Source organism: Streptomyces sp. NPDC001617, assembly GCF_053596855.1.
This window is the reverse complement of the sequence record NZ_JBSFHA010000123.1, coordinates 1-26513: the sequence shown is the minus strand read 5'-3', so window position 1 is coordinate 26513 and position 26513 is coordinate 1. Positions and strand designations below refer to the sequence as shown.

General features: G+C 68.8%; 21 protein-coding genes and 2 pseudogenes. 14 read left to right on the top strand and 9 right to left on the bottom strand.

The genetic code is table 11. The annotated features are described in order from the left end of the window. Positions 1-94 precede the first annotated feature (94 nt). A pseudogene (locus ACWC09_RS48510) lies at positions 95-319 on the bottom strand (ISAzo13 family transposase); the annotation flags it as partial. Positions 320-342: 23 nt separating this feature from the next. Then, a complete protein-coding gene (locus tag ACWC09_RS48505; RefSeq protein ID WP_450858247.1) occupies positions 343-909 on the bottom strand; it encodes a hypothetical protein in 567 nt (188 codons plus the stop codon). Between the two features lie 401 nt (positions 910-1310). On the opposite strand from ACWC09_RS48505, the gene ACWC09_RS48500 reads away from it, so the two are divergent. The 3 genes and pseudogenes from ACWC09_RS48500 to ACWC09_RS48490 all read left to right on the top strand — a co-directional run. Continuing rightward, complete coding sequence (locus tag ACWC09_RS48500; protein ID WP_450858246.1) at positions 1311-1766, top strand: MarR family winged helix-turn-helix transcriptional regulator; 456 nt, start codon at positions 1311-1313, stop codon at positions 1764-1766. Between the two features lie 310 nt (positions 1767-2076). Beyond that, positions 2077-3534 carry an MFS transporter gene (locus ACWC09_RS48495; RefSeq protein ID WP_450858244.1) on the top strand — a complete coding sequence of 486 codons (1458 nt, stop codon included), beginning with the start codon at positions 2077-2079 and terminating at the stop codon, positions 3532-3534. Positions 3535-3570: 36 nt separating this feature from the next. Continuing rightward, positions 3571-4014, top strand: a pseudogene (locus ACWC09_RS48490) (sigma factor); the annotation flags it as partial. Positions 4015-4155: 141 nt separating this feature from the next. Here ACWC09_RS48490 and ACWC09_RS48485 read toward each other — a convergent pair. Continuing rightward, positions 4156-6312, bottom strand: coding sequence for an ABC transporter permease subunit (locus ACWC09_RS48485; protein ID WP_450858242.1), 2157 nt, complete (start codon positions 6310-6312; stop codon positions 4156-4158). A 212-nt stretch (positions 6313-6524) separates the two neighbouring features. Here ACWC09_RS48485 and ACWC09_RS48480 point away from each other — a divergent pair, with 212 nt between their 5' ends. The 4 genes from ACWC09_RS48480 (at position 6525) to ACWC09_RS48465 (ending at position 13983) form a co-directional block, all read left to right on the top strand. Beyond that, positions 6525-9371: a glycoside hydrolase family 3 C-terminal domain-containing protein gene (locus ACWC09_RS48480; protein ID WP_450858240.1), complete on the top strand. Its 2847-nt coding sequence runs from the start codon at positions 6525-6527 to the stop codon at positions 9369-9371. A gap of 54 nt (positions 9372-9425) precedes the next feature. After that, positions 9426-10940, top strand: coding sequence for a glycoside hydrolase family 43 protein (locus ACWC09_RS48475; protein WP_450858239.1), 1515 nt, complete (start codon positions 9426-9428; stop codon positions 10938-10940). A 223-nt stretch (positions 10941-11163) separates the two neighbouring features. Further along, a complete protein-coding gene (locus tag ACWC09_RS48470) occupies positions 11164-12765 on the top strand; it encodes a cellulase family glycosylhydrolase (RefSeq protein WP_450858238.1) in 1602 nt (533 codons plus the stop codon). Between the two features lie 153 nt (positions 12766-12918). Further along, positions 12919-13983 carry a LacI family DNA-binding transcriptional regulator gene (locus ACWC09_RS48465; RefSeq protein ID WP_450858237.1) on the top strand — a complete coding sequence of 355 codons (1065 nt, stop codon included), beginning with the start codon at positions 12919-12921 and terminating at the stop codon, positions 13981-13983. 318 nt (positions 13984-14301) lie between these two features. Here ACWC09_RS48465 and ACWC09_RS48460 read toward each other — a convergent pair whose 3' ends face one another. The 4 genes from ACWC09_RS48460 to ACWC09_RS48445 form a co-directional block, all read right to left on the bottom strand. After that, a complete protein-coding gene (locus ACWC09_RS48460) occupies positions 14302-15237 on the bottom strand; it encodes an NADP-dependent oxidoreductase (protein ID WP_450858236.1) in 936 nt (311 codons plus the stop codon). A 22-nt stretch (positions 15238-15259) separates the two neighbouring features. After that, positions 15260-16846, bottom strand: a complete 1587-nt coding sequence (locus tag ACWC09_RS48455) for a Na+/H+ antiporter (RefSeq protein WP_450858235.1) — start codon at positions 16844-16846, stop codon at positions 15260-15262. 22 nt (positions 16847-16868) lie between these two features. Beyond that, positions 16869-17240 (bottom strand): DUF2255 family protein, encoded by a 372-nt coding sequence (locus ACWC09_RS48450; RefSeq protein WP_450858234.1) that lies wholly within the window; start codon positions 17238-17240, stop codon positions 16869-16871. Positions 17241-17330: 90 nt separating this feature from the next. Beyond that, on the bottom strand, positions 17331-18347 hold the full coding sequence (locus ACWC09_RS48445; protein WP_388842429.1) for a zinc-dependent alcohol dehydrogenase family protein: 1017 nt from the start codon (positions 18345-18347) through the stop codon (positions 17331-17333). A gap of 236 nt (positions 18348-18583) precedes the next feature. Here ACWC09_RS48445 and ACWC09_RS48440 point away from each other — a divergent pair, with 236 nt between their 5' ends. From ACWC09_RS48440 to ACWC09_RS48410, 7 genes are all read left to right on the top strand, one after another. Then, entirely contained in the window at positions 18584-19441 is an 858-nt protein-coding gene (locus ACWC09_RS48440; RefSeq protein ID WP_450858233.1) for a helix-turn-helix domain-containing protein, read from the top strand. 132 nt (positions 19442-19573) lie between these two features. Continuing rightward, positions 19574-20173, top strand: a complete 600-nt coding sequence (locus tag ACWC09_RS48435) for a flavodoxin family protein (RefSeq protein ID WP_272176065.1) — start codon at positions 19574-19576, stop codon at positions 20171-20173. A 45-nt stretch (positions 20174-20218) separates the two neighbouring features. Further along, positions 20219-20608 (top strand): nuclear transport factor 2 family protein, encoded by a 390-nt coding sequence (locus ACWC09_RS48430; protein ID WP_450858231.1) that lies wholly within the window; start codon positions 20219-20221, stop codon positions 20606-20608. Positions 20609-20628: 20 nt separating this feature from the next. Further along, entirely contained in the window at positions 20629-21330 is a 702-nt protein-coding gene (locus ACWC09_RS48425; protein WP_450858229.1) for a type 1 glutamine amidotransferase domain-containing protein, read from the top strand. Positions 21331-21378: 48 nt separating this feature from the next. After that, the gene (locus ACWC09_RS48420) at positions 21379-21717 is read left to right on the top strand and encodes a MoaF-related domain-containing protein (protein ID WP_266421262.1); all 339 of its coding nucleotides are present in this window, start codon (positions 21379-21381) and stop codon (positions 21715-21717) included. Positions 21718-21808: 91 nt separating this feature from the next. After that, positions 21809-22678 (top strand): helix-turn-helix transcriptional regulator, encoded by an 870-nt coding sequence (locus tag ACWC09_RS48415; RefSeq protein WP_450858228.1) that lies wholly within the window; start codon positions 21809-21811, stop codon positions 22676-22678. A gap of 235 nt (positions 22679-22913) precedes the next feature. Beyond that, the gene (locus ACWC09_RS48410) at positions 22914-24335 is read left to right on the top strand and encodes an MFS transporter (RefSeq protein WP_450858226.1); all 1422 of its coding nucleotides are present in this window, start codon (positions 22914-22916) and stop codon (positions 24333-24335) included. An 83-nt stretch (positions 24336-24418) separates the two neighbouring features. Here ACWC09_RS48410 and ACWC09_RS48405 read toward each other — a convergent pair whose 3' ends face one another. Both ACWC09_RS48405 and ACWC09_RS48400 read right to left on the bottom strand, forming a co-directional pair. After that, the gene (locus ACWC09_RS48405; RefSeq protein WP_450858225.1) at positions 24419-25336 is read right to left on the bottom strand and encodes an alpha/beta hydrolase family protein; all 918 of its coding nucleotides are present in this window, start codon (positions 25334-25336) and stop codon (positions 24419-24421) included. A 285-nt stretch (positions 25337-25621) separates the two neighbouring features. After that, a partial coding sequence (locus ACWC09_RS48400) for an NAD(P)-dependent alcohol dehydrogenase (RefSeq protein WP_450858224.1) occupies positions 25622-26513 on the bottom strand: 892 nt, incomplete at its 5' end.

Below are 26513 nucleotides of genomic sequence, written 5' to 3'. Positions count from 1 at the left end.
GCTCAACCAACTCGGCTACCAGGTCACCCTCCAACAAGCGGAAGGCGTCGCCTGACCAGCGGCTACGGAAACGGGACGGTGGATTTTCGAATCAGCGGATGCGTCCCAACGGATCCCCTCCGGAGTCGAGTTCCCGTATCCCGAGCGACACGGTGGCCTCACGGACACCGGCGGCCAAGGCGACCGCCCTGATTCCTCCGTGGCCGAGTGACCGGACCTCCGCTCCTATCAGCAGACGACGCTGCCGCTCGTCGGGGTGCGGCAGAATCCCCCCGAACTGCGCTGCCAGCACGTCCCGTTGTACTTCCAGCCCACCCATACCAAACAGCACCAGGGCCCCATTCACGCCGGCGCGGCGCTCTCGCCCGGAGGCCGACGGAGCAGGTGCAGACAGACGACCGAGGCGACGACGGTCCGCCGCTCGCAGGCGTCCAGGCGAGGGTCCATTTCGACAACGTACTGCTGCAACCCGATCCACGAGTCGATGGTGCTCACCGTGACCCGGCCGAGAATCTCCGGCGCCGGGCCCCCTTGCGGATCGGTCTCCGTGAGATGCCATTCGGTGTGCAGGAGACCCAGCCGGGTGAGGAGGAGCTGGCGCCCCTGCTCCGTCTGGAGGCTCAACTGCCGGGTCTTGATGAGTCCACGGGGACCGGAGGTGCCGACCTCCCGGTCCGCGGCGTCGATGAAGCGGAACCCCACCGGCCCGAACTGCTCGATACGGACGATGAACTCGCCGGACGTTTCCTTGAGGACGAAGTACGTGTCGTCGGTGTACGTGACAAAGGCGAGCGGGGTCCCCTCCACGGTGGACACGGCCAGGGCAGGGCCCACGTATGTGCGCCACCGGGAACGCTTCGGCTGCCCCACCACGACGGCTTCCAGCTCGAACAGACCGGGTTCCGTCATCGGTCTTCTTTCCCCCGCCACGGCTTCTCCCTCGACCGAGTACGTCCACTGTGACTGAGAACCTGCCCGACTCCCATCCCTCGGGCGGACATCGACGGCTCAAGGCTGCCGGCCATCAGTCTTCACCGAGGTGGACACGATGTAGCGGCGCCCCGCTCCTGTCGCTCAGTGAGGTGAACGGAGCGGGGCAGGGAGACCGTAGGCACCGAGTTCTCCGCAAAAGGACGTATGAGGAGGACGCGGAGTGTCTTCCTCTCCCGGGGTGCCGTTCTGCATGAATTACCCGGGCCGATGCCGGTCGCCGCGAGGCACGCTGCGGCCAAGAGCAGGTTCGGCGCGATCGGCGCCCCGACCCCATGCAAGATTGCTTGCGCTAGTAACTATTATATATGCTGCGATACATGCGAGACGATGATGCCGTCGGTCTGACCGACGACGAGCGGAGCGTGATCCGGGCTCTGCGTCCGGCGATGGCGGCACTGATGCGGGCCTTCGACGAGGACCTGGAGAAGTCTCAGCGGCTGAGTCACGCCGAGTACATCGCGATGATGTTCCTCTCCGAGTCGCCCGAGCGCACCATGCGGCTGAGCGACCTGGCAGAACTCTGCCAGCAGTCCCCCTCGGCCGTGGGGCGCACCGTGAAGCGTCTCGAAGCCGAAGGTCTCGTCGGGCGGCAGCAGTCCGTTCAGGACGCCCGTTCGTTCAACGCCGTTTTGACCAAGGCCGGTCTGGCGCGACTGGAGGAGGCCACGCCGGTGCACGAGGCCAGTGTTCGCCGGCATTTCTTCGACCAGCTCGAAGGGGTCGACCTCGGCAAGCTCGCCGTCGCGTTCCAGCGCATCGCGCAGAACCCCTGACCCCGGACCGCGCCCGCTTCTCGTGACTCGCATGCGCTGGCGGGCGTGGGAAATCGGGGGAGACGCCGGGGTGCGGCATCTCCCCCTTTTCGCGTGGCGGTATCGGCGCAGGTGCCGCCCGCCTGGCGGTTGAGGCGCTCGAACCTGCCCCAGGTGCCGAGTTCGAGGGCGGTGACGCCGCGGGGGAAGGTAAGAAGTTACGTGCGCGAGTAAGTTTCTCCCGGGAGGGCTCAGCCGTCATTGCTTGCGAGTGCACGCAAACTTATAGTTGCGAGCGCGAGTAAGTAACTCCTCTCTGGGAAGGTCGGCCATGGCCACAACGCACACACATGCCACCGGACACCGGGCGAGGCACCACACCGTGGAACTGTCCGCGGTCGGCGTGCTGATCCTCCTGGCAGGCGCCTTCCTGCCGATCATGGACTTCTTCATCACGAACGTCGCCCTGCCCAGCATCGACAGCTCCCTGCACGCCTCGGCGGCCTCGCTGCAGCTGGTGATCGCCGGATACGGCGTCGCCTACGCAGCCCTGCTGGTGCTCGGCGGCCGACTCGGCGACCGTTATGGCCGTCACCGGCTCTTCCTCGCCGCGCTCATCGGTTTCGTCCTGGCCTCGCTGGCCTGCGGACTTGCGCCGAGTGTCGGCGTGCTGATCGCGGCCCGGATCGTCCAGGGAGCCACCGCGGCGCTGCTGGTGCCGCAGGTGCTGGCGACCTTCCACCACACCCTGGAAGGCGAACGCAAGGCGCACGCCCTGGCCCTGTACGGGGCAACCTCGGGTATTGCCGCCGTCGTCGGTCAGCTGGTGGGCGGGCTGCTGGTCAGCGCGGACATCGCCGGCACCTCCTGGCGGCCGATCTTCCTGGTCAACGTGCCCATCGGACTGGTGGTCCTGCTCGTCGCCGCCCGGATCGTGCCGGCCACGCGCTCCGAACACCCGGTTGGCGTCGACCTGCCCGGCACGGTGCTGTTCGCCGCCACCCTCGTCGCCCTGCTCGTCCCACTGACCGAGGGGCACTCGCTCGGCTGGCCCTGGTGGACCTCGATGCTGCTCGCCCTGGCCGTCGTCCTGGGAGCCGTCACCTATGCGGTCGAGAAGAGGGCCGAGCGGCGTGGCGAGGTTCCGCTGCTGCCGCCGTCCCTGCTGAGGCTACCGTCGATGTCCCGCGGGCTGCTCATGGTGCTGGCCTTCAGCATCGGCTTCGGGGCGTTCATGTTCGTCTTCGCCCTGACCGTCCAGGACGGGCTGCACGCCGACGCCCTGCACGGCGGCCTCGCGATCCTGCCGATGGCCCTGCTGTTCTTCGCCGGCTCCGTGTTGGCTCCGCGCCTGATCTCCCGTTTCGGGCGCGCGGCGATGTCCACGGGCGCACTACTGCAACTGGCCGGGCTGGCCTGGCTGGTCGCGGTCCTCCTGATGGACTGGCCGCACGTATCCCTGTGGGCCATGGCCGCCCCACTGGCCCTGGCCGGGGCCGGCCAGTCGATGCTGTTCGCCGGCCTGTTCCGCAGTGTGCTCGCCGATGTGCCCGCCCACCTCGGCGGCATCGGCAGCGGCACGCTGATCACACTGCAGCAGAGCGGCCTCGCGCTCGGTGTGGCCACGGTCGGCACGCTGTACATCGGCCTCGCACCGCATGGCGTCTCCCACGCCTTCGCCGCCGTGGAGTACCTGCACATGGGCATCGTCGCCCTCCTTGCCGTCGGGGTCGCCGCACTGCCCCGCTTCACGCAGCCCGTCTCCGACATACGGGTGGCCGAAGCCTGACGCCAGGCCGGTGCCGCGCCCCTGGAGGGAGCCATCATGACCACCACCACAACCGAACGGGCCCTGGCAGCGAGGGAGTTCACACCGGACCGACAGCCCGGCTTCGCCTCCGCCCTGGAGTACCTCGACGGCCTGTACTTCGCTGCCCTGCGCATGACCTGCCATCCAGCGGACGCCGAGGACCTGGTCCAGGACACATACGTCAGGGCCTACTCCTCGTTCCACCAGTTCCGCCCCGGCACGAACCTCAAAGCCTGGCTCTACCGCATCCTCACCACCACCTTCCTCAACTCCCGTCGCGCACAGAGGAACCGACCGCCGCTCGCCGCCACGGCCGAGATCGAGGACTGGCAGCTGGCCCGCGCCGCCTCGCACACCTCGACGGGTCTGCGCTCCGCGGAAGCCGAGGCACTGGACCGGCTGCCCGACGCGGAGGTCAAGTCCGCGCTCCAAGCACTGTCCGTGGGCTGCCGTATCGCCGAAGATCGTCCGCATCAACTGAGCGGGTCTTCGCGTAAAGCCTCGTCCGTTTCAAGAGGTGCCTCCTGACACTCGGGATCGCGATGCGTACCGAGTGTCAGGAGGTCGTGGTGCGGACTCGGATTGCGGCTGCTCAGCGGGTCAGCCCTTGATTGCCCCGGTGAGTACGCCGGTCTTGAAGTGCTTCTGCATGAAGGGATACACAAGCAGGATCGGGATCAGCGTCAGCACCACCACGGCCATCTGCAGCGACTGGGGCGCCGTCTGCGCGTGGATAACGCCGAAGCCGTTGTTGACCGATCCGGGCATGGTCAAGCCGTAATTGACGTACTGCAGGAGTACGTACTGCAGTGGCCACTTGGCGCTGTCGGTCGGCATGTAGAGCATCACGTTGAAGAACGCGTTCCAGTAGCCGACGGCGTAGAAGAGGGCCACGACCGCGGTGACCGCGCGGGAGGTGGGCAGCACCACCGACCAGAGGATGCGCCATTCGCTGCACCCGTCCATCCGTGCCGCGTCGATGAGGTCTGCGGCGGTGCCGGAGTGGAAGGAGCGCAGCACCAGGATGTTGAAGACGGAGACGGCGCTGGGCAGGATCAGCGCCCAGTACTGGCCGTAGCCGCCGAGGCCGGTGACGACGAGGTAGGTGGGGATCAGGCCGCCGCTGACGAACATGGTGACGATCAGCACCATCAGGATGCTGCGGTGGCCGAGAGAGCGGGACCGGGAGAGTCCGTAGGCGCACATCACCGAGACCACCATGGACAGCACCGTGCCGATGACCGTGATGCAGAGGCTGACCAGGACGGCGCGGGTGACGGGGCCGTCGGTGAGCATCTGCCGGTAGGCGCCGAGAGTGAATCCGTCGGGCCAGAGCACCAGTCCGCCGGCGCGGTTGATGTCCCCGGGGGTGGAGAAGCTGGTGAGCACGACGATGTAGAGCGGCACCAGTACGGCGGCGAGGACCAGCTGGTCGCCGCCGCTGGACTTCCAGGACGCGATGGCGGCCTGGACGTCGGAGACCTTCTTGATGCCGTGGTAGCAGTCCTTGATGGCGTCCTCGACGGCCTGCGCGGTGTCGGCGGTGGCAAAGCGCTTGGGCACGGTGATGTTCATGTTCCAGAACACCGGTTTGTAGACGTACTTCACCGTCCGGGCCGACCAGGCCGTGTAGTCCTCGGTCACCACGTTGGCACCCGGGTTGCTGACGACCTGCGGGGCGGAGGCCAGGAAGTTGAACGTCTGCTGCTGTGCGGTCTTCTTGCCTTCGTCGGTGTAGGAGGGGATGCCGTTCACCATCGTGTAGTGGACACCTTCGACGCCGTAGACGACCTTCGTGTACTCGGCTGAACCGAAGGGCGCGGCTAGGTAGTTGGCGACGGACAGCAGCTCCTCGATCTGGTCGCCCTTGAGCTTGGCGTTGAGGTAGCTCATGATGCTGGTGGAGGGGCCGAGGAAGGTCTGAGGCTTGGATTTGCCGTCGGCGGAGATGATGTCGAAAGCTCCACGGCGGTAGTTCTTGTTCGCAGCGACGCCGGACTGGTGGTCCGCCAGGTTCCACGCGCCGGTGCCGCCGCCTTCGATCAAGGACTTTCGGGCATAGAACCGGGAGAGGCCGTTGTTGGTGTCGCCCGCCCGCGCATCCGGGTGCATGTAACCGGCCTTGGCGAGCCGGTAGTGCCAGTTCAGGGCTTCCAGGAACTCGGGCATGTCGTACTTGTGTACGAGCTTGCCCTTGTTGATGGTGAACTTGTAGGGAAGTCCCCACGCTTGGTACAGGTAGGTCCACACGTCGTCGAAGGCCCACACGCCGCGCTTGGCGTCGGTGAACTCCTTGCCCAGGTTCCACAGGTCGTCGGCGGACTTGACCTGGTCCGCGGTGACGCCCTTCGCCCCCAGTATGTCCGCGCGGAAGTAGACGGCCCCCGCCACGGCCATGCCGCCGGCGAAGGAGGGGATGCCGTAGATCTTGTCCTCCCAGGCGGCGGCCTGCCAGGCGCCGGTGGGAATTGCGGCCAGGTTCGGGTACTTCTTGATCTTGTCGCCGGACAGGTACGGGGTGAGGTCCGCCAGCTGAGTACCCACCAGCTCACTGACATTGAAGGCGGCGTTCCACCAGGAGGGCAGCTGGACCCAGTCCGGCAGCTTCTTGGACGCGGTCATCGTCGGGACGATGGTCGCGTAGTCGTTGCCGTTGGCCGGCTTCATGGTCAGGGCTTCGGCGCAGGAGGCGTGAGCGGCTTCGATGGCGTCGAAACGCAGCGCGGATCGGGTCCGCCTGTCGAAGCGCTTCGACATTGCCGAGAGGTTAAGCGCGGCTTGCGGTACCAGGCAAGGGCCCTGTGAGAAACCGAAGCGCTGCTTTTCGTGCGAAGTTTCTTGGAAACTTTCTCTTGACAGTCCGATGACCCCATGTCAGCGTCGAAGCGCTTCAACACCGCCCCGAGGCGCTGCGACCCGGCCGTACGGCGCCGTCCCCCTGCCACGCACTCTGCAAGGGACTTTCACCTGTGAGTACCGCCGTATCCGCCACGCTGCCCTTCCGCGACCCGGGGCTCCCGCTGGCCGAACGTGTCGAGGACCTGCTCTCCCGGCTCACGCCGGAGGAACGCATCGCGATGCTGCACCAGTACTCGCCCGCGGTTCCCCGCCTGGGCGTCGCCGAGTTCCGCACCGGCACCGAGACCCTGCACGGCGTCGCCTGGCTCGGCGAGGCCACCACCTTCCCGCAGGCCGTCGGCCTGGGCGCGACCTGGGACGAGGACCTGGTCCACGAGGTCGCCGAGGCCATCTCCGTCGAGCAGCGCGCCTTCCACCACCACCGCCCCCCGATCGTCGGCACAGGCCGCAACAGCCTCCAGGGCTGGGCCCCCGTGGTGAACCTGCTGCGCGACCCGCGCTGGGGCCGCAACGAAGAGGGCTACTCCGAGGACGCCCTGGTCTCCGCCCGGCTCGGCACCGCCTTCTGCCGCGGCATGTCCGGCGACGACCCGGACCACCTGCGCACCGCGCCGGTCCTCAAGCACTTCCTCGCCTACAACAACGAGGACGACCGCTGCACCACCTCCTCCGGCCTGCGGCCCCGGGTCCTGCACGAGTACGACCTCGCCGCCTTCCGGCTCGCCATCGCCACCGGCGCGGCCACCGGCGTGATGGCGGCCTACAACCTGGTCAACGGCCGTCCCTGCCACGTCAGTCCGCTCCTGAAGCAGCAGCTGCGGGAGTGGGCGAAGCCCACCGGCCACGAACTCTTCGTGGTCAGCGACGCCGACGCCCCGTCGAACCTGGTGGACCCGGAGCACTACTTCGACGACCACGCCGAGTCGCACGCCGCCGCGCTCAAGGCCGGCATCGACAGCTTCACCGACCACTTCGAGGACAGCGCCCCCACCTTCGGCCGGATCAGCGCCGCCCTGGAGCGCGGCCTGCTGTCGATGGCCGACGTGGACCAGGCCGTGTGCCGCCAGCTGTCTATACGCTTCCGGCTCGGCGAGTTCGACCCCGAACAGGACCCGTATGCGGGCATCGGATGGGATGCCGTCAACTCCCCGGCACACCAGGCGCTCGCGCTGCGCGCGGCCACCGAGTCGGTCGTGCTGCTCAAGAACACCGGCGTGCTGCCGCTCGCCGCGGACCGCCGCGTGGCCGTGGTCGGGCCGCTCGCCCGCACCCTGTTCCAGGACTGGTACAGCGGCACCCACCCGTACCGGATCACCGTCGCCGACGGCCTGGGCGTGGAGGGCGTCGAAGGCGTCGACCGGATCGTGCTCCGCACCGCCGACGGACGCGCCGTCATCGCCGTCGGGCCGGAGGGTCGGCTGACCGTGACGGACGCCCAGGACACGGACGCCGCTGCCCAGTGGGACCTGTTCGACTGGGACCTGGATGTGCTCACCCTGCGCTCCGCCGCCACCGGCCGTTACGCCTCTCTGCGCGACGAGGACCAGCAGGTCGCCGCCGACCGGGACCAGCCCGGTGAATGGGAGGTCCACGAAACTTTCCGCCTCGAATCCGCAGAGGACGGAACGGAACTCCTCTTCAACATTTGCAACAGCCGTTACGCCCAGGTCGATCCGGACACCGGTGTGCTCACCATGACCGCCGAGACCTCGGAGCAGGCCGTCCGGTTCAGTCGGACCGTGGTGCGCGACGGCATCGCCGAGGCCGTCGCGGCCGCGCGCAGCGCCGACACGGTCGTCGTGGTGGTCGGCAACGACCCGCACATCAACGGCAAGGAGACCACGGACCGGGCCGGCCTGCGACTGCCGCCCCAGCAGGACCGGCTGCTGCGCGAGGTCGTCGCGGTCCACGACGACACCGTGCTGGTCGTCATGTCCAGTTACCCCTACGCGCTGGACTGGGCCGACGAGCACGTGCCCGCGGTGCTGTGGATCTCGCACGCCGGCCAGGAGACAGGCCGGGCCCTGGCCCGGGTACTGCGCGGCGAGGCCGACCCGGCCGGCCGGCTGCCGCAGACCTGGTACCGGGGCGACGACGAGCTGCCCAGCCGCCTGGACTACGACATCATCAAGGCCGGCTGGACGTACCAGTACCACCGCGCCGCCCCGCTCTACGCCTTCGGCCACGGCCTCTCCTACACCCGCTTCGACTACACCCGACTCGCCCTGCAACAGGCAGAGTTGGGTCAGGACGGCGAGATCCGGGTCCGGGTCTCGCTGCGCAACACCGGTGCACGCGCCGGCACGGAAACCGTGCAGCTCTACGCCCGCGCCCTGGACGCCCGATACCAGGCTCCTCGGCTGAAACTCGTCGGCTTCCGCAAGGCGCGCCTGGAAGCGGGCCTGGCAACGGAGCTGGAATTCCGGCTGCCGGTCGCCGAGGCGCTCTCCCACTGGGACGTGACCACCGGCGCCTTCACCGTGGACCCCGGCCGTTACGAACTGGTGCTCGCCCACTCGGCGGCGGCTCCCGCGCTGACCGTGGAGCTGACCGTCACCGGGCCCGCCCCGCGGTCGCGCCGCGCGGTCGCAGGCCCACTGCGCGCGGTCGACTTCGACGACTACGAAGACCTCGCCCTGGTCGACGCCACCCGCGAGGACGGCGACGCGGTGACCCCGGCCGGCAAGGCCGCGACGCTGCTCTTCCACCAGGTGGACCTGACCGGCGCGGTCCGGCTCGCGGTCGAGGTGTCCCGGACCGGCGAGGGCACCACCGCCGTGCTCGAACTCCACGCGGGAGAGCGCAGGTTGGCGGCCCTGGAGGTGCCCGCCACCGGCGACCGCTACGCCTGGACCACCGTCACCGCCCCTCTGGCCGAGCAACTGGAGGGTGTACACGATCTGCGGATCGTCCTCACCGGCGAACAGGGGCTGCGCACGCTGACCTTCGCGCCCTGAACCGCCGTGCAGATCCACCGAACCACACACCAAGAACTGAAGGGACCTGACAAGGTGTACGACGAGCGCGCGGCGGCTTCAGCCGCCAATCCGGTGATCCCGGGTTTCCACCCCGACCCCAGCGTCTGCCGTGTCGGCGAGGACTACTACCTCGCCTGTTCCAGCTTCGAGTACTTCCCAGGCATCCCCCTCTTCCACAGTCGGGACCTGGTGCACTGGACCCAGATAGGCAATGCCCTGGACCGTCCCAGTCAGCTCCGCCTGCCCCGGGACACCCCCTCCTCCGGCGGTCTCTACGCGCCCACCCTGCGCCATCACGACGGGCGGTTCTGGCTGATCGTCACCAACGTCGCGCCCGGGGAGGGCAACCTGGTGGTCAGCGCGACCGACCCCGCCGGCCCCTGGACCGACCCGGTCCGTCTCCCCGGAGTCCCAGGCATCGACCCCGACCTGGCCTGGGACGCGGAAGGCAACTGCTGGTGCACCATCTCCGGGGTCGCCCAGGTCCGTATCGACCCGAGCACGGGCGAGACCTTCGGCGAGCCGCAGCCGGTGTGGTCCGGCACCCCGGGTGCCGCCGCACCCGAGGCCCCGCACCTGTACCGGATCGGTGACTACTGGTACCTGATGATCGCCGAAGGCGGCACCGAGCGCGGCCACGGCGTCTCCATCGCTCGCGGCACTTCCCCCAACGGCCCCTTCGAGCCCTGCCCGGCCAACCCGATCCTGACCCACCGCAGTACCAACCGGCCGATCCAGAACACCGGCCACGCCGATCTCGTCCAGGCCACGGACGGCTCCTGGTGGATGGTGCTGCTGGGCGTCCGCCCACAGGGCGGCACCCCCGGCTGGCACATCCTGGGCCGGGAGACCTTCCTGGCTCCCGTGGACTGGGCCGACGGCTGGCCCGTCGTCGGTGAGGTCAACCCCGAAATCCCCACGATGCCCTGGCCTTTGGTACCGGCTGCGGCGCCGGACGAGCGCGACGACTTCGACTCGAACGAGCTGCAGCCCTGCTGGATCTCGCTCCACGACCGTCCGGCCGAGCACTACACCACCAAGGAGCGCTCCAACTGGCTCACCCTGCGGGCCCGCGGGACCTCCCTGGACGAACCCGACGTCATCTTCCTCGGGCGGCGCCAGCAGCACCTCGGCTTTGAGGCGCGGACCCTCGTCGACTGCTCCGAGGGCACCGGGGGCCTGGCCGTCCGCCTGGACGACCGGCACCACTACGCCATCGAGGCGGCACCCGAGGGCACCGTCCGGGTGATCGCCCGCGTCGGGTCGCTGCGCTCCGTGGCGGCGCAACTTCCGCTGCCCGCAGGTCCCGTCGTGCTCACCGTGCGCACCGACAAGGCACCCGAGCCCCACGACTCGCGTACCGGCCCCGACTCCCTGGTCTTCGGCATCGAGGCATCCGACGGGGCGACGACGGACGTGGCCTCGCTGGACGGCCGCTACCTCTCGACCGAGGTCGCCGGAGGCTTCACCGGCCGGGTCGTCGGCCTGTACGCCGTCGACGGCGCCGTGCACTTCGACTGGTTCGACTACACCCCTGCTCACCACTGACGAGGAGTTCCGATCCACACCTCGCACCACCACCCGCCCGCACAGAAGGGACCGTACCTTGTACCAGACGCAACGCCTCACGAGACGTGGGCATGAGACCAACGGCCGAAGCCGCAGACCGCTCCGCCGTTGCGTCGGCCTGTTGCTCGCGCTCGTGGCCGCGACCCATCTCGCCTGGGGTGGCGCAGCCTTCGCCACCTCGCAAACGCCCCAGGCGTCCGCCGTGCCCTCTGATCGCATGGCCGCCGTCAAGGCCATGCAGCCCAGCTGGAACCTCGGCAACACCCTGGACGCCATCCCGGACGAGACGTCCTGGGGCAACCCGCCGATCACCAAGGCCCTGCTCGACACGGTCAAGGCCCAGGGTTTCCGCAGCGTCCGCATCCCCGTCACCTGGAGCGGTCACCAGTCGTCGACGGCTCCGTACACCATCGACCCCACCTTCATGAACCGTGTCAAGCAGGTCATCGACTGGGCCATCGCCGACGGCCTCTATGTGGACCTCAACGTCCACCACGACTCGTGGGAGTGGATCGCCGACATGCCCTCCGACCACGACGGGGTGCTGGCGCGGTTCGACGCCACCTGGACCCAGATCGCCACCGCCTTCCGGGACGAGCCGCGCCTCCTGCTGTTCGAGAGCGTCAACGAGCCGCAGTTCAACAACGCCACCGACGCCCAGAAGCAACAGCTGCTGGACGAACTCAACACCTCGTTCCACCGCATCGTCCGCGCCTCCGGCGGCGGCAACACCAACAGGCTGCTGCTCCTGCCCACCGTGTACGCCACGCCCAGCAAGTCGCTGATGGAGGACCTCGCCGCCGAGATGGCGTCGCTCAAGGACGACAACCTCGTCGCAACCGTGCACTACTACGGCTTCTGGCCCTTCAGCGTCAACATCGCCGGCTACACCCGCTTCGACGCCACCTCACAGCAGGACATGACGCAGGCCTTCACGCAGATGCACGACATCTTCGTAGCCAAGGGCATCCCGGTGTACCTGGGCGAGTTCGGTCTCCTCAACTACCCGGACTTCCACCACCCGGCCATGATCGAGCGCGGCGAGGGGTTCAAGTACTTCGAACAACTGGGTTACGAGGCCCGGGGCAACGGAATCACCACCGCGCTGTGGGACGCCTTCAACTACCTCAACAGGGACACACTGCAGTGGCGTGATCCCGAGCTGATCAACCGGATCAGGTCCGCCTGGACCACGCGTTCCGGGACCGCCTCCAGCGACACCGTGTACCTGCCCAAGTCGGGCACCATCGGCGCGCAGACGCTCACCCTGAACCTGAACGGAACATCCTTCCGTGGTGTGTGGCAGGGTGACCGGCAGCTCACCCCGGGCCGCGACTACACCGTCTCCGGCGACCAGATCACCCTCACCGCCGCCGCTCTCACCCGCCTCGCCGGGGATCGCGCCTACGGGCTGGACTCGACCATCCAATTCCGCTTCTCCTGCGGCCTGCCCTGGCCTGTCCACATCCGCACGTACGACACCCCCGTGCTCTCGGACGCGTCCGGCACGAGCAGCGGCCTGGTCATCCCCACAGCCTTCCGGGGTGACCAACTGGCCACCATGGAAGCGAAGTACGCGGACGGGTCCAATGCCGGCACCGCCACCTGGACTTCCTACCAGCAGTTCAACGCGACGTTCTCCCCGGACTACCCCGGCGGGGCGATCGACCTCACCTCGGACTTCCTGGGCAGCCTCACCGACGGCGCCCCGGTCACCCTCACCTTCCACTTCTGGAGCGGCACCACCGTGACGTACCAGGTCACCCGCTCCGGCACCACGGTGACGGGAGCCAGCGAAACATAAAGCGCCTCGATTCAAGAATGAGAAACACAGGGCGCCATCGCTCACCGGCCTGAAGTGCCATAATGCGTCTGGCGACAACGACAACATGAAGTGCTGGGCATTCCCTCCGTGAACCCGGATGCGATCGTTCGGCGGCAGCGAGGGCGGGCGAGCGTGGCGGACAACGGGTCGGACGTGTCGACGGAGCACGCGCCGGGCACCCCGGAGGAACCGCGGGGGCCGGTCACCATCGCGTACATCGCGGAGACGGCCGGAGTCTCGATCCCTACCGTTTCGAAGGTGCTCAACGGCCGGTCAGGCGTCTCCAGCGACACCCGCGCCCGCGTCGAGGAACTGATCAACCGCTACGGCTACAAGAAGCCGCCGGGCAGCCGCAACGCCACCATGGAGCTGGTGTTCCGCGAACTGAAGAGCCTGTGGGCGGTCGAGATCATCCGTGGCGTCGAGCGAGTGGCCAGCAAGAACCGGGTGGGCGTGATGGTCTCCGAGTTCGGGCTCCATGACGCACCCACCCGGACCGTGGAGGACATGGTGGGCCGCCGACCGCACTGCGTGCTGTCCGTGGCCCAGCTGTCCGACGAGGAGCGCGAGCAACTCAGCGCCAAGGGCATCCCCTTCGTCGTCTTCGACCCGACGGAGGAGCCGCCCGACGACGTGCCCTTCGTCGGCGCCACCAACTGGCGTGGTGGTCAGTCGGCAACCCGGCACCTGATCGACCTCGGGCACCGCCACATAGCGATGATCGGTGGCCCCCGGGATGTCTCCTGCTTCCGTGCGCGGCAGGCCGGTTACACATCCGCCCTGGAGGCAGCAGGACTGCCCACCGATCCCGGCCTGGTGATCAATGCACCGCTCACCAGGGAAGGCGGCAGCGAAGCCGCGCGTGAGCTGCTGATGCGGAGCGAGCGGCCCACCGCCATCTTCGCCTCGAACGACCTGCAGGCACTGGGTGTCTACCAGGCCGCCCGCGAACTGGGACTCACCATTCCCGACGACCTCAGCGTCGTGGGATTCGACGACCTCCCTGTCGCGGCGTGGGTGGACCCACCGCTGACGACGGTTCACCAGCCGCTGACGGAGATGGCGGCGGCAGCCACCGAGCTCGCGCTCTGTCTCGGCCGCGGCGAGAGGCCGGCGCAGATCGGCGTGGAAATCGCCACCACGCTGACCGTGCGCGGCAGCACAGCCGCACCCGCGAAGAAGCGGAAGAAAGTCTGACGGCTACCGAGGCCCGCGTGCCGCACGCCCTCATCAGGGGCGGCAAGCCCTTTGACGCCCCCTGCCCTGGGGCGTGACGCCGAGCAGCACGACTCACCTGCACTCTGGCGGCAACCGGCCTGTCAAGCACGGCCTCGCCTCCGGCTTCGGTCCACGAGCCGTGGCAGAGTCGCCGCTGCGTGCCGACGGCCACTGGAATGGTCCGCTCAACAGCCAGTTCTGGACCATCGGTGCTGTTCTGGACCGCGGATGCACCGCCGTGCCGAAGCCGTCCGAGGACGCGTCTTTATCGGCGCCGCGGGTGGCCTTCGGCCTCACTCAGAAGGTCAGGACCAGCCGTCCCCGGTGGCCACCGGCCTCCAGTAGCCGGTGTGCTTCGACGGCTTCGTCGGCAGGCAGGGTCCGAGCGACGCGCGGGGTGAGCCGGCCTTCCTCCGCCAGCCGGCGGAGGCGGTCGAGCTGGGCGCGTTCGCGGGCGTACTGCGGCACGAACGTGAACCGGACCTCGATGCCGCGTTCACCGGGCACCTGGATACCGCCGACCGACGACGCCACCCGGCCGCCGTCGCGCACCGCGCCGATGGTGAGGCCCGCGACACCCCCCGTGTCGACGAGTCCGTCGACACCCGCGGGCACTTCGTTGCGCACCAGCTCCGGGAACTCGGTACCGCGAGGCAGGACCACGTCGGCGCCGAGCTCCTTCACCAGCTGCTCGTCCTTCGGAGCCGCGTCGGCGATCACCCGGAGCCCGTCCGCCTTGGCCAGCTGGACGGCGTAGCCGCCGACCGCGCCGGCCGCTCCGGTGACCGCCACGGTGGCGCCCGTGGGAAGTTCCAGCAGGTCCAGGGCCATACGGGCCGTCAGTCCGTTCATCGGGATCGTGGCGGCCTCGATGGTGGTCGTGCCCGCCGGTACGCGGACCACCGAATCGACGGGCACGACCAGGTGCTCGGCGTACGCTCCGTGCGTTCCGGAGACGACCGCGACGGCCATGACGTGGTCGCCGACGGTGAGATCGGTGTCGACTCCCTCGCCGATCTGCTCGATGACGCCGGCCGCGTCCATCCCGGGGACGTAGGGCGGTTCGGCGTCGGAGACGAAGGCGATTCCGCGGCGCACCAGCGTGTCGACGGGGTTGACCGTCGCCGCGTGTACGCGGATCCGTATCTCGCCTGGCCCGGCCTGGGGGACCGGAAGGTCCAGGACCCGCAGTACCTCGGGCCCGCCGAATTCAGTCAGTCCTATGGCCTTCATGGAAGGTCCTTCCTGGTATGGGTCATTCGACCGCCGTGCCTCCCGACAGGCGCACCTCTTCGCTGTCGAGGGCGGCCTGCAGACGGCGCAGTACGGTGTCGTCGATCCGGCGCTCGTCGCGGAGCCGGACGACGGTGGCGCGTTTGTGCGCGATGAGGGCGAGGCGCAGTGCGAGGTAGTCCTGGTGCTGGAGCTGTGCCGGGTCGTCGGTGGCGCCCGCGTTCCTGGCCCGTACCGACGCCAAGTGCGCCTGGTACTCCTGCCGCAGCCACTCGACGATCTTCGGTTCGGACCGCAGATCGGTGGCGAGTTGGGGCATCGCCTTGATCGCCTCTTCTATCGCGGCGGTTTCGGCGAGGTCGTGTTCCTCGTCGACCGACGTGTCCGGCGGCAGCTTCGCCCAGCGCACCGCCACCGGCAGCAGCAGCCCCTGCACCACCAGCGTCACGAGGATGACGCCGGAAGTGACGAAGACGATGAAGCTGCGGTAAGGGAACGGCTCGCCCGAGTCGAGGGTCTGCGGCACCGAGAGCACCATCGCGAGCGAGACCGCGCCCCGGAAGCCGGCCAGCCCGTTGACGACGCGGGTCCGGTGACCGACGCGGAGCATGCGTTGCTGGGGGCGGCGGTCGAGCGCGCGGACCAGGTAGGTGGAGGCGTACAGGAACGCGAAGCGCACGGCGACCAACACCACACAGATGGCACCCACCGCGATCAGCGCGTCCCGGAGATCGGCGCGGCCCAGGTCGCGGACCGCGTACTGCAGTTCCACCCCCACCAGGACGAACAGCGCCCCGTTGATGATGAAGGTGGCCAGTGGCCAGAACGCCAGTGCCTGCGTGCGGTGTTCGGCCCGGATGATGCGCGGGGCGACCTGGGACATGATCAGGCCGCTGACGACCACCGCGAGGACACCGGAAGCCTCGACCAGTTCGGCCAGTAGATACGAGGTGAAGGGCGCGAGGATCATGACCAGGTTGCCCAGCAGCGGATCGGTCAGGCGGCGCCGCAGGTTCATGTTGACCCACGCGACCACCACCCCGACCAGGGCTCCGCCGCCGTAGGCAAGCAGGAACAGCCCGCCGACGTGCGGCATGCTCAGGTGTTCCTCGCCGAACGTGATGCCGACGGCGAGACCGTAGACGACCAGGGCCGTGCCGTCGTTGATCAGGCTTTCCGCGCGCAGGATGGTGACCTGACGGCGCGGCAGGGCGCGGGCGAGGACGCCGACCGCGGTCGCGTCCGTGGGCGCCATGGCCGCGCCGAGCACCCACGCCGGCCCCCACGGCAGCCCGAGGGTGTGCCCGGTTGCGGCGACGGCCCAGGCGGTGAGGATGACGAGGACGGTACTGAGCTGCAGGATGCCGCGCAGGTTGGTGCGGATCTCCCGCAGGGAGGTGGTCAGGCTCTCCCAGTACAGCAGCACCGGAAGGAAGAGCAACAGCACTACCTCCGGTGGCAGTTGCGCCTGCCGCACTGCCGGGATGAACCCCAGCAGCACACCCGTCAAGAGCAGGACGACGGGCGGGGCGATGCCGAGGCGCTGTCCCACGACGTTGCCCACCAGCACGGCCACGCCCAGGACCACGACGAGTTCAAGACCGAGCACGGTGGTTCTTGTCTCCTGTAGGTCAGCGCGGTACGAGCTTCAGGGTCGTGTCCCGCGAGGCCACCATGGGATCGATGTAACTCGCTCCGTAGCGGCCGTACTTGGTGCGGTAGGCGGTGTCGATGCGGTCGTTGACGCCGGGGTCGGTGACCTCGACGAGGGTGACGGCCTTGTCGACGCCGCCGGAGCGGATACGGCCCTCGTGGCTGGCCCGCGCCGCCCGGTACCAGGCGCCGGCGCTGCCGCGGAAGGAGCGTACGTAGAGGTCGTCTCCGTCGCGGACGACCCAGATCGGCACGGGTGTGCGCGGCGTTCCGTCGCTGCGCGAGGGGGCCATCCGAAGTTCCTCGGCGAACTCGATCCGGGTCAGTTCGTCGTTCGTCCAGGCCGTCATGGGCTTGCTCCTGTACGACCGTGCGGCGGGGGGGGTGCCCTCGTGGGCGTGAGCGCGGCCGGCGCAGCTCACGCCCACGAGGCGACCGGGTCAGGGCGTGAGGAGGGCCTTGATGGCGCGGCGCTCGTCCATCGCCTTGTAGCCCTCGGCGACCTGCTCCAGCGGCAGGGTGAGGTCGAAGACCTTGCCCGGGTTGATGTGGCCGGACAGCACGCGGTCGATCAGGTCGGGCAGGAAGCGGCGCACGGGCGCAGGGCCGCCGCGCAGGCCGACCTGGGAGAAGAACAACTCCTGGCCGTCGACGGCGACCTCGTGGGGGACGCCGACGAAGCCGACGTTGCCGCCGGGCCGCGCGGAGTGCAGGGCCTGACTCATGGACTGGGAGGTGCCGACGCACTCCAGGACGGAGTCGGCGCCGATGCCGCCGGTGAGGTCCTTGATGCGGGCGATGCCTTCCTCGCCGCGCTCGCTGACGATGTCGGTGGCGCCGAACTCCAGGGCGAGCTTCTGCCGGGACTCGTGACGGGACATGGCGATGATCCGCTCCGCGCCGAGCTCCTTGGCGGCGATGACACCGCACAGGCCGACGGCTCCGTCACCGACCACGACGGCCGTCGAACCCGGCTTGACCTCGGCGGCGAGGGCCGCGTACCAGCCGGTGCCCATCACATCGGACACGGCCAGCAGGCTCGGCACCAACTCGCCTGAGGGGTGCTCGTCGGTGGCGACCAGGGTGCCGTGGGCGTTGGGAATGCGCACGTACTCGGCCTGGCAGGTGCCCATGAACTCGCGGTTCAGACAGGAGGACTGCCAGCCCTTCTGGCAGTTCGCGCAGGTGTTGTCCGACGTGGCGAAGGAGCCGACCACGAACTGGCCGGGCTTGACGTTGCCGACCTCGCTGCCGACTTCCTCGACGATGCCGACGTACTCGTGGCCCATCGGGTGCGGGTCGCCGACCGGCTCCAGGCCGCGGTACGGCCACAGGTCCGAGCCGCACACACAGGTGGCGACCGTGCGGATGATCGCGTCGGTCGGGTTGACGATCTTGGGCTCGGGGGCGTCCTCCACCCGGATGTCACCCGGGGCGTGGATCACGGTTGCGCGCATGTCTTTTCTCCTGAAGCGTTTCTCGGGCAGCGGTGTCACCCGGACGTGCCGGATTCGTCGACGATGGCCATAAGGGTGTACAGAAGTGTCGACGGGCTGTGAAAAACAATTGCCGGTCTCTGACTCTGTCACCGCCCGCAGGACCCGTACAGAGAAGAATTCCACCCCGGGAGAGATGTATCCAGGGATAAAACCTTCCTACCCAGCCGAGTGGCGGACAGCGCAGACTGGCCAGTATGAACAGCAGTGCGCACCGTAAGGAGCTGGGCCAATTCCTGAAGGCCCGCCGGGCCGAGCTCAGCCCCCGCACGGTCGGTCTGCCCGAAACCGACCGGCGTCGGCGTGTGGCCGGCCTGCGCCGGGACGAGGTGGCCATGCTGGCCGCCATCAGCACCAATTACTACACCCGCCTGGAGCAGGGGCGCATGGCCCCGTCCACGTCCGTGCTGTCCGAGCTCGTCCGGGTCCTGCACCTGAGCGACGCCCAGCGGGACCAGCTGTTCGAGCTGGCCGGAAGGGAGGCCAGCCGGGCGCGGCGGCGGGCCCCGCAGAAGGCGCACCCGCGGCTGCGTACCGTGCTGAACGAGCTCAGCGTGGCCCCCGGCATGATCCTGGGCCGGCACCTGGACATCCTGGCGTGGAACCCGACGGCCGCCGCCTTGTTCGGCACCGATTTCGCGAAGACCCCCCAGCAGCAGCGCAACTACGTCCGGCAGCTCTTCACCGACCCGGCCATGAGAACGCTGTACGCCGACTGGGAGGACTCCGCCCGCAACGCCGTGGCCGTGCTGCGGCAGCAGGCCGCGGCCCGTCCCGACGACAGGAGACTGGCCGACCTCGTCGGTGAGCTGTCGGTGCACGACGACCAGTTCCGCCAGTGGTGGGGAGGCCGCCCTGTGGTGCCCCGGACCGGTGGCACCAAGGTGTTCAACCACCCGGTCGCCGGTGAACTCTCCCTCGCCTGGGACGCCCTCACCTGCGTGGCCGACCCCGATCAGCAGCTGATCGTCTGGAGCGCCGAACCCGACTCGCGCACCTACGAGGGACTGCGCTTCCTTTCCTCCTGGACGGCGACCCCCGCCATGAATTCGTAAAATCGGCAGGAGATTCCCGGCGTAAAGCCAGGGACAAATCCTTCCTACCTTCGCTGCTGAATTCCGTGCCATGCTTCCAGAGCACGATTCATGCAATCCCTTTCGAGATCCTTTTCGAGGAGCAATACCCCCATGTCCTCCACCTCCCGCCCCACGGTCGCCGTCGCATTCCACTCCGGCTACGGCCACACCGCCGTCATAGCCGAGGCCGTGGCGCGCGGTGCCGCGGAAGCCGGTGCCGAGGTGATCTCCATCCCCGTGGACACGATCACCGACGAACAGTGGGCGCAGCTGGACGCCGCCGACGCCATCATCTTCGGTGCCCCCACCTACATGGGCACCGCCTCCGCCGCCTTCCACACCTTCGCCGAGGCGAGCAGCAAGCGCTGGTTCACCCAGACCTGGGTCGACAAGATCGCCGCTGGTTTCACCAACTCCGGTGCCAAGAACGGCGACAAGTCCTCGACCCTGGGCTACTTCTTCACGATGGCCGCCCAGCACGGCATGCACTGGGTCAGCCTGGGCGTGCAGCCGGGCTGGGCCTCCACCGAGGGCAGCGAGGACGACATCAACCGTCTGGGCTACTTCGTCGGTGCCGGCGCCCAGACCCCGACCGATGCCGGCCCGGAGGCCGTCCACAAGTCGGACATCGCCACCGCCGAGGGCCTCGGCGCCCGCGTCGCGCAGCAGACCGCCTTCTTCCGCGCCGGCCGCGCCGCCCTCGCCGCCTGAACCCGAGAACCTCACCCGCAGCCTGACCCGCAAAGGAGCAGCACCATGTCCGACTCCCCGAACCTCGCTCTCGTCCGCCGTCTCTACGACTCCGGCATGGCCCCGGACGTGGTCGCCGAGGTCATCGACCCCGACATCGTCTGGGACATCACCCCCGGCTTCCCCTACGGCGGCGTCTACAAGACCTGGGCGAGCGCCGGAGCCGACTTCTTCGGCCGCCTCGCGCCCAGCTTCACCTCCTTCGGCGCGGTGGCCGAGGAGTTCTACGACGCCGGTGAGCACGTGTTCGTCCGCGGCCACTACCACGCGGTGTCCAAGTCCGGCGCCGAGTTCGACGCGCGCTTCATCCACCTGTGGACGGTCGGCGACGGCAAGCTCACCCACCTGATCCAGGCCGCCGACAGCCACGTCGTCCAGCAGGCCGCGAACAACTGACCGCCCCCAGGGAGAAACCCATGACGAAGATCCTCTTCCTCATCACCGCCGCCGACCACTGGACCCTGGCCGACGGGTTCGAGCAGCCGGCCGGCTTCTGGGCCGAGGAGGCCATCGGCCCGTACGGCGTCTTCAAGGAGGCCGGCTACGAGATCGCCGCGGCCACCCCGGGCGGTGTCCCGCCGACCGCCGACGCCCTCAGCCTGACGCCGGACTTCAACGGGGGCGAGGAGGGCGCCGAGCAGATGAAGACCGCCCTGCGCGAGGCCACCGAACTGGCGAACCCCGTCCGCATCGAGGACGTGAACATCGACGACTACGACGCCGTGTTCGTGCCCGGCGGCTGGGGCCCGATGGAGGACCTGTCCGACGACCCCGCGGCCGGCAAGCTGCTCAGCGACTGGCTCGCCTCCGGCAAGCTCGTGACGCTGGTGTGCCACGGCCCGGCCGCGCTGCTGTCCAGCGTGGACGCCGACGGCAAGTCCCCGTTCTCCGGCTACCGCCTGACCGGTCTGTCCAACTCCGAGGAGATCCAGAACGGCCTCGCCGACCGGGCGAAGTGGCTGCTTGAGGACCGCCTCGTCTCGGACGTCGGCGCGGACTACCACAAGGGCGAGGAGAACTTCGCCCCCCACCTCGAGGTGGACCGCACCCTCATCACCGGCCAGAACCCCGCCTCGGCCGTCCCGCTCGCCCAGGAAGTCGTCAAGATCCTCGGCTGACGCCACCCCGCACCACCGCTCAAAGGCTCAAAGAAAGAGGTAGTACCGATGGACAGCAACGCGACTCTCCCCAGCGTGGGCCAGACCTGGCTGGCGGACCTCGGCCCGGACACCCCGCTCGGCCACTTCACGGTGGAGATCACCTTCGACTCGGCGACCCAGGTCAGCTTCGAGGTGACGGGCGGCGCCATCAAGGGCCGTAAGCAGACGATGGAGTACACCACCACCCAACTCCGCGACGGCCTGTTCGTCGTCCGCTGGACCGAGCCCGACGCCGGTGACCATGTCACCCACATCGAGGACTACACCGAGGGCACCTGCATGGCCAGCTCCGTCATCGGTGGCGAGTTCGTCCAGCTCCACGGGAAGTGGACCCGCGTCCGCTGATCCCGCAGGGCAGCCCCTTCTCGACGGTGAGGACTTCCAGGGACAAATCTCTCCCCCTGACAACGCCGCTTTCCGATGCCAGGGTGGTGGCATGAACCGCGATCCTCACCGCCACGATCTGGGGGAATTCCTCAAGGCGCGCCGCGCCGAGCTCGACCCGGCCGCCGTCGGCCTGCCCGACGGCGGCTCGCGGCGCGTCGCGGGCCTGCGCCGTGAGGAGGTCGCCGTACTGGCGGCCATCAGCACCGACTACTACGCCCGCCTCGAACAGGGCCGCATCCAGCCGTCGCCGTCGGTGCTGGAATCCCTGGCCCGCGTGCTGCACCTGGACGACGACCAGCGCGCCTACCTCTACGAGCTCGCGGCCAAGGACGACTTCCGCCTTCCCCGTCGGCAGCCGCGCCTCAAGGCCCAGCCGCAACTGCAGCGCATGCTCGACGACATGGCGCACACCCCCGCCTTCGTGATCGGGCCGCGCACCGAGATCGTCGCCTGGAACGCCATGGGCGCCGCCCTGATCACCGACTTCGGCAAGATCCCCGAGAAGCAGCGGTACTACATCAGGCTGCTGATCACCGACCCCGCGATGCGCGAGCTGTACGCGGACTGGGAGGGTGTTACCCGGCTGGCCATCGCCCAGATGCGGATGCACAACGCCAACAACCCCGGGGACAGGCAGCTCGCCGCCCTGGTGGGCGAACTCTCGGTCAGAGACGAGCAGTTCCGCCAGTGGTGGGCCGCCCACAACGTCGCCGTCCGGGACACCGGGACCAAGCACCTGCGCCACCCCGTCGTCGGCGACCTGCACCTCGACTGGAACGCCGTCACCTGGGCCGCCGATCCCGACCTGCAGATCATCGTCTGGACCGCGGAAACCGGCACCCCGACCCACGACAGCCTGCGCATGCTGGCCTCCTGGGCGGCGGACCCCAGCCACTCGACCAGCGACAGCTCCGCCTGACCGTCGCCCCAGGTATTCCCTGCAAAGGGGGAGCCTTTCCTCCTACGCGCCCCGCGCCTAGGAAGAGGCTCTCCCTTTTTTCGTGTACGGCTCTCCTGGCACGCTCGTCACGAGGCCCACCGCGCTGCGCGTCCCCGCCCCGGTTCGGCCCTCTTCCCACCGACAGATTCGGTTCCCTCAGCGCCGAGGCGTCCGACCTGCCTGCTCATCCGCCAGGAAAGAGATCCACCTCCCCATGTCCCTGACCCAGTCCCGCCCCGGGACGCTGCCCTCGGCCGCCCCCGAACCCCGCTGGACCGCCCGCCTTTGGGCCGTCCTCGCCGTGCTGTGCCTCGTGCTGTTCCTCGACGGCCTCGACGTCTCCATGGTCGGCGTCGCCCTGCCCTCCATCGGCCACGACCTCGGCATGGCCACCGGCTCACTGCAGTGGATCATCAACGGCTACGTCCTCGGCTACGGCGGCCTGATGCTGCTCGGCGGCCGCACCGCCGACCTGCTCGGACGCCGCCGCGTCTTCCTCGTCGCGCTGGCCGTCTTCGCCGCCGCCTCGCTGCTCGGCGGCCTCGTCGACAGCGGCTCGCTGCTGATCGCCACCCGCTTCGTCAAGGGCGTGGCCGCCGCCTTCACCGCGCCCGCCGGCCTGTCGATCCTCACCACGACGTTCCCGGAGGGCCCACAGCGCAACCGGGCGCTGTCGGTCTTCAGCCTCTTCGGCGCCCTGGGCTACTCCTCGGGCCTGATCCTGGGCGGTCTGCTCACCGGGATCGGCTGGCGCTGGACCTTCCTCATGCCGGTCCCGCTCGCCCTGCTCGCGCTCGTCGTCGGCCTGCTGCTGATCCCGCGCGACCGCCGCACCGAGACCGGAGGCCAGGACCCGGCCGGGGCGGTCACCCTCACCGCAGGCATGCTGCTCGCCGTCTACGCCGTGGTCACCGCCCCCCAGACGGGCTGGACCTCCGGGGCGACGCTCGCCGCCTTCGGTGTCGCCGCCCTGCTGCTGCTCGCCTTCGTCCTGATCGGGCAGCGGGTCCGGCACCCGCTGGTCCGCTTCGGCATCCTGCGCAAGGCCACCACGGTCCGGGCCAACCTCAGCATCGTCGCGCTGATGGGCTCCTACCTCAGCTTCCAGTTCATGATGACGCTGTTCCTGCAGGACGGGCTCGGCTGGTCGCCCCTGCGCATGGCCTTCGCGCTGCTGCCGGTCGGCCTGATCGTCGCCGTCGGCTCGCCCCTCACCGGTCGGCTCGTCAACCGCTTCGGCACGGCACCGCTCATCATCGCCTCGATGACCTCGCTGACCCTCGGCTACGTCTGGTTTCTGGCGACGGCCGGCTCCTCGCCCGACTACGTCACCGCCATGCTCCCGTCCCTGCTGCTCCTCGGCGGCGGCTTCGCGTTCGGCTACAGCGCCATCATGGCCCAGGCCACCGAAGGCATCGACGACTCCGAACAGGGCCTCGCCTCCGGCCTGGTGCAGACCTCGGGCCAGGTCGGCGCCGCCCTCGTCCTCGCCGTCCTCACTGCAGTGATCGCTCAAGCCGGCGACAGCGGCGGCGACTTCACCGCCTACCGACCCGGCCTGAACCTGGTCACCGGCGTCGCCGCGATCGGGCTGCTCCTGAACCTGGTGCCCGTAGTGCGTCTGCGGCGCCGCTGAGCCGCGACAGACGAAAGCCGACCCGAGGCCAGCCCCGGGTCGGCTTTCCGCGAGCACTGCTCACGCCAGGTGCTTGCTGTTCGTCAGCGGACGTGGGAGTCGAACCAGTCGACAGCGACCTCGGGGTGCTCGCTGAAGTAGTTGTAGCCGTCGAAGCGGCGGGTGCTGCCGTGGATCCAGTGCATCTGCTTGTCCTCGACGGGGATGGCGTCGTGGACGGCCTGCACGGCTTCGGGGGTGGTCATGACGTCGTCGTGCTCCTGCGCCACCAGCGTGGGCACGGTGATGGCGGAGGCGTACTTGGCAGGCGACTGCTCTGCCAGACGGAATCCGGTGCGTTCCAGCACGGCCTGGTCGAGCCGGTCGTAACCGCCTTTGAAGCCGAGGGCCTTGGAGAACTGCTCGCCGATGGAACGGCCCTCCAACGGCTGGAGCATCACCAGCGCCTGGATCTCGGCGAACTCCTCAGGGTGCTTGGTCCAGGCCACTGCGGTGGAGTTGGCGCCCAGGCACACCGACAGCAGGGCCTTCTTCATGTTCTTGGTGTCGGGGCGTGCCGCGGCGTACCGGAGGGCTCCGATGACGTCGCGGTACTCGGTGAGGCCGATCGTGCAGATGCCGCCGTTGCCGTACCCGCTCATGCCGTGGTTGCGCAGGTCGTAGGCGAGGACGTTGTAGCCGGCGTCGTGCAGTGCCTTGTAGGAGGGGAGGAAGTTGACCTCGAAGCCTCCGAAGCGGTCCCAGCCGGGCAGGTGGCCGGGGTAGCCGTAGCGGTTGCCGGGGGAGAAGTGGTTGTGGGTGATCAGCCGGTCGGAGTCGGCCGGGATGAACCACCCTTCGAGAGGCACGCCGTCCATCGACGGGAACGTCACGTCCTCGTAGGCCAGGCCCAGTTCGGACGGCCGGCGCAGCAGAGGCGCGCGTCGGCCGTCGGTGGTGCCTTCCGTCCACTGCCCGACGAATCCGTTGAATGCCAGCTCGGCCATGTCGAGTTCGGTCATGGTGCGCTCCTGATTTCTCGGCAAGGGTGCTTGATGTGTGGTACTCCGGGCGCCTGAATTTCTCTCAAGATGGGCCCGTAAGCAACATTTTCTGCGTCTTGAGCCAGGCCTGGGTAGAGAAAGCGAGGGGGAAGGAATTCTCCCAGGGAGTAATTCCTCCCTGCCGGGAACGGGATGAATCCGGTAATGGCTCGGATGCGCCTGCGTTCCTCATGGCTGTGTCCTTGTCGGGCCGTAGTGCGGCGGCCCGACAAGGACACAGGGACTGTGGTGGGGAATCCGGGGTCAGATCGTCGCGGTATCGATCACGAACCGGTACCGCACATCGCTGTTCAGTACCCGCTCGTACGCCTCGTTGATCTCGGACGCGGCGATCACTTCGATCTCGGCGCCGAAGCCGTGCTCGGCGCAGAAGTCCAGCATCTCCTGGGTCTCGGCGATGCCGCCGATGGCGGAGCCGGCGATCGACCTGCGGCCCATGATCAGGGGGAAGACGTTGACGGAGATCGGCCCCTCCGGAGCGCCCACGTTCACCAGAGCTCCCTCGATCTTCAGCAGGTTCACGTACGCGCTGAAGTCGAGCGGGGCCGAGACCGTGGAGACGATGAGGTCGAAGGTGCCGGCCAGTTCCTCGAAGGTCTTCGGGTCGCTGGTGGCGTAGTAGTGGTCCGCGCCCAGCTGCAGGCCGTCGTCCTTCTTGCGCAGGGACTGGGAGAGGACCGTGACCTCGGCACCCAGCGCGTGCGCGATCTTGACGCCCATGTGGCCGAGGCCGCCCAGACCGACTATCGCGACCTTCTTGCCGGGGCCCGCGCCCCAGTGCTTCAGCGGGGAGTACAGGGTGATGCCCGCGCACAGCAGCGGGGCGGCCACGTCGAGGGCGAGACCGTCGGGGATGCGGGCGGCGTAGTTCTCGTCGACGACGATCTTCTCGGAGTAGCCGCCGTAGGTGGGCCGGCCGTCCTTGTCGAGGTAGTTGTACGTCTGGATCATGCCGCTGCCGGTGCAGTACTGCTCCAGTCCGGCCTTGCAGTGCTCGCACTCGCGGCAGGAGTCGACGAAGCAGCCCACGCCCACCCGGTCGCCGACCTTGTACTTCGTGACACCGGGGCCGACCTCGGAGACGACACCGGCGATCTCGTGACCGGGGACCATCGGGAAGACGGCGGTACCCCAG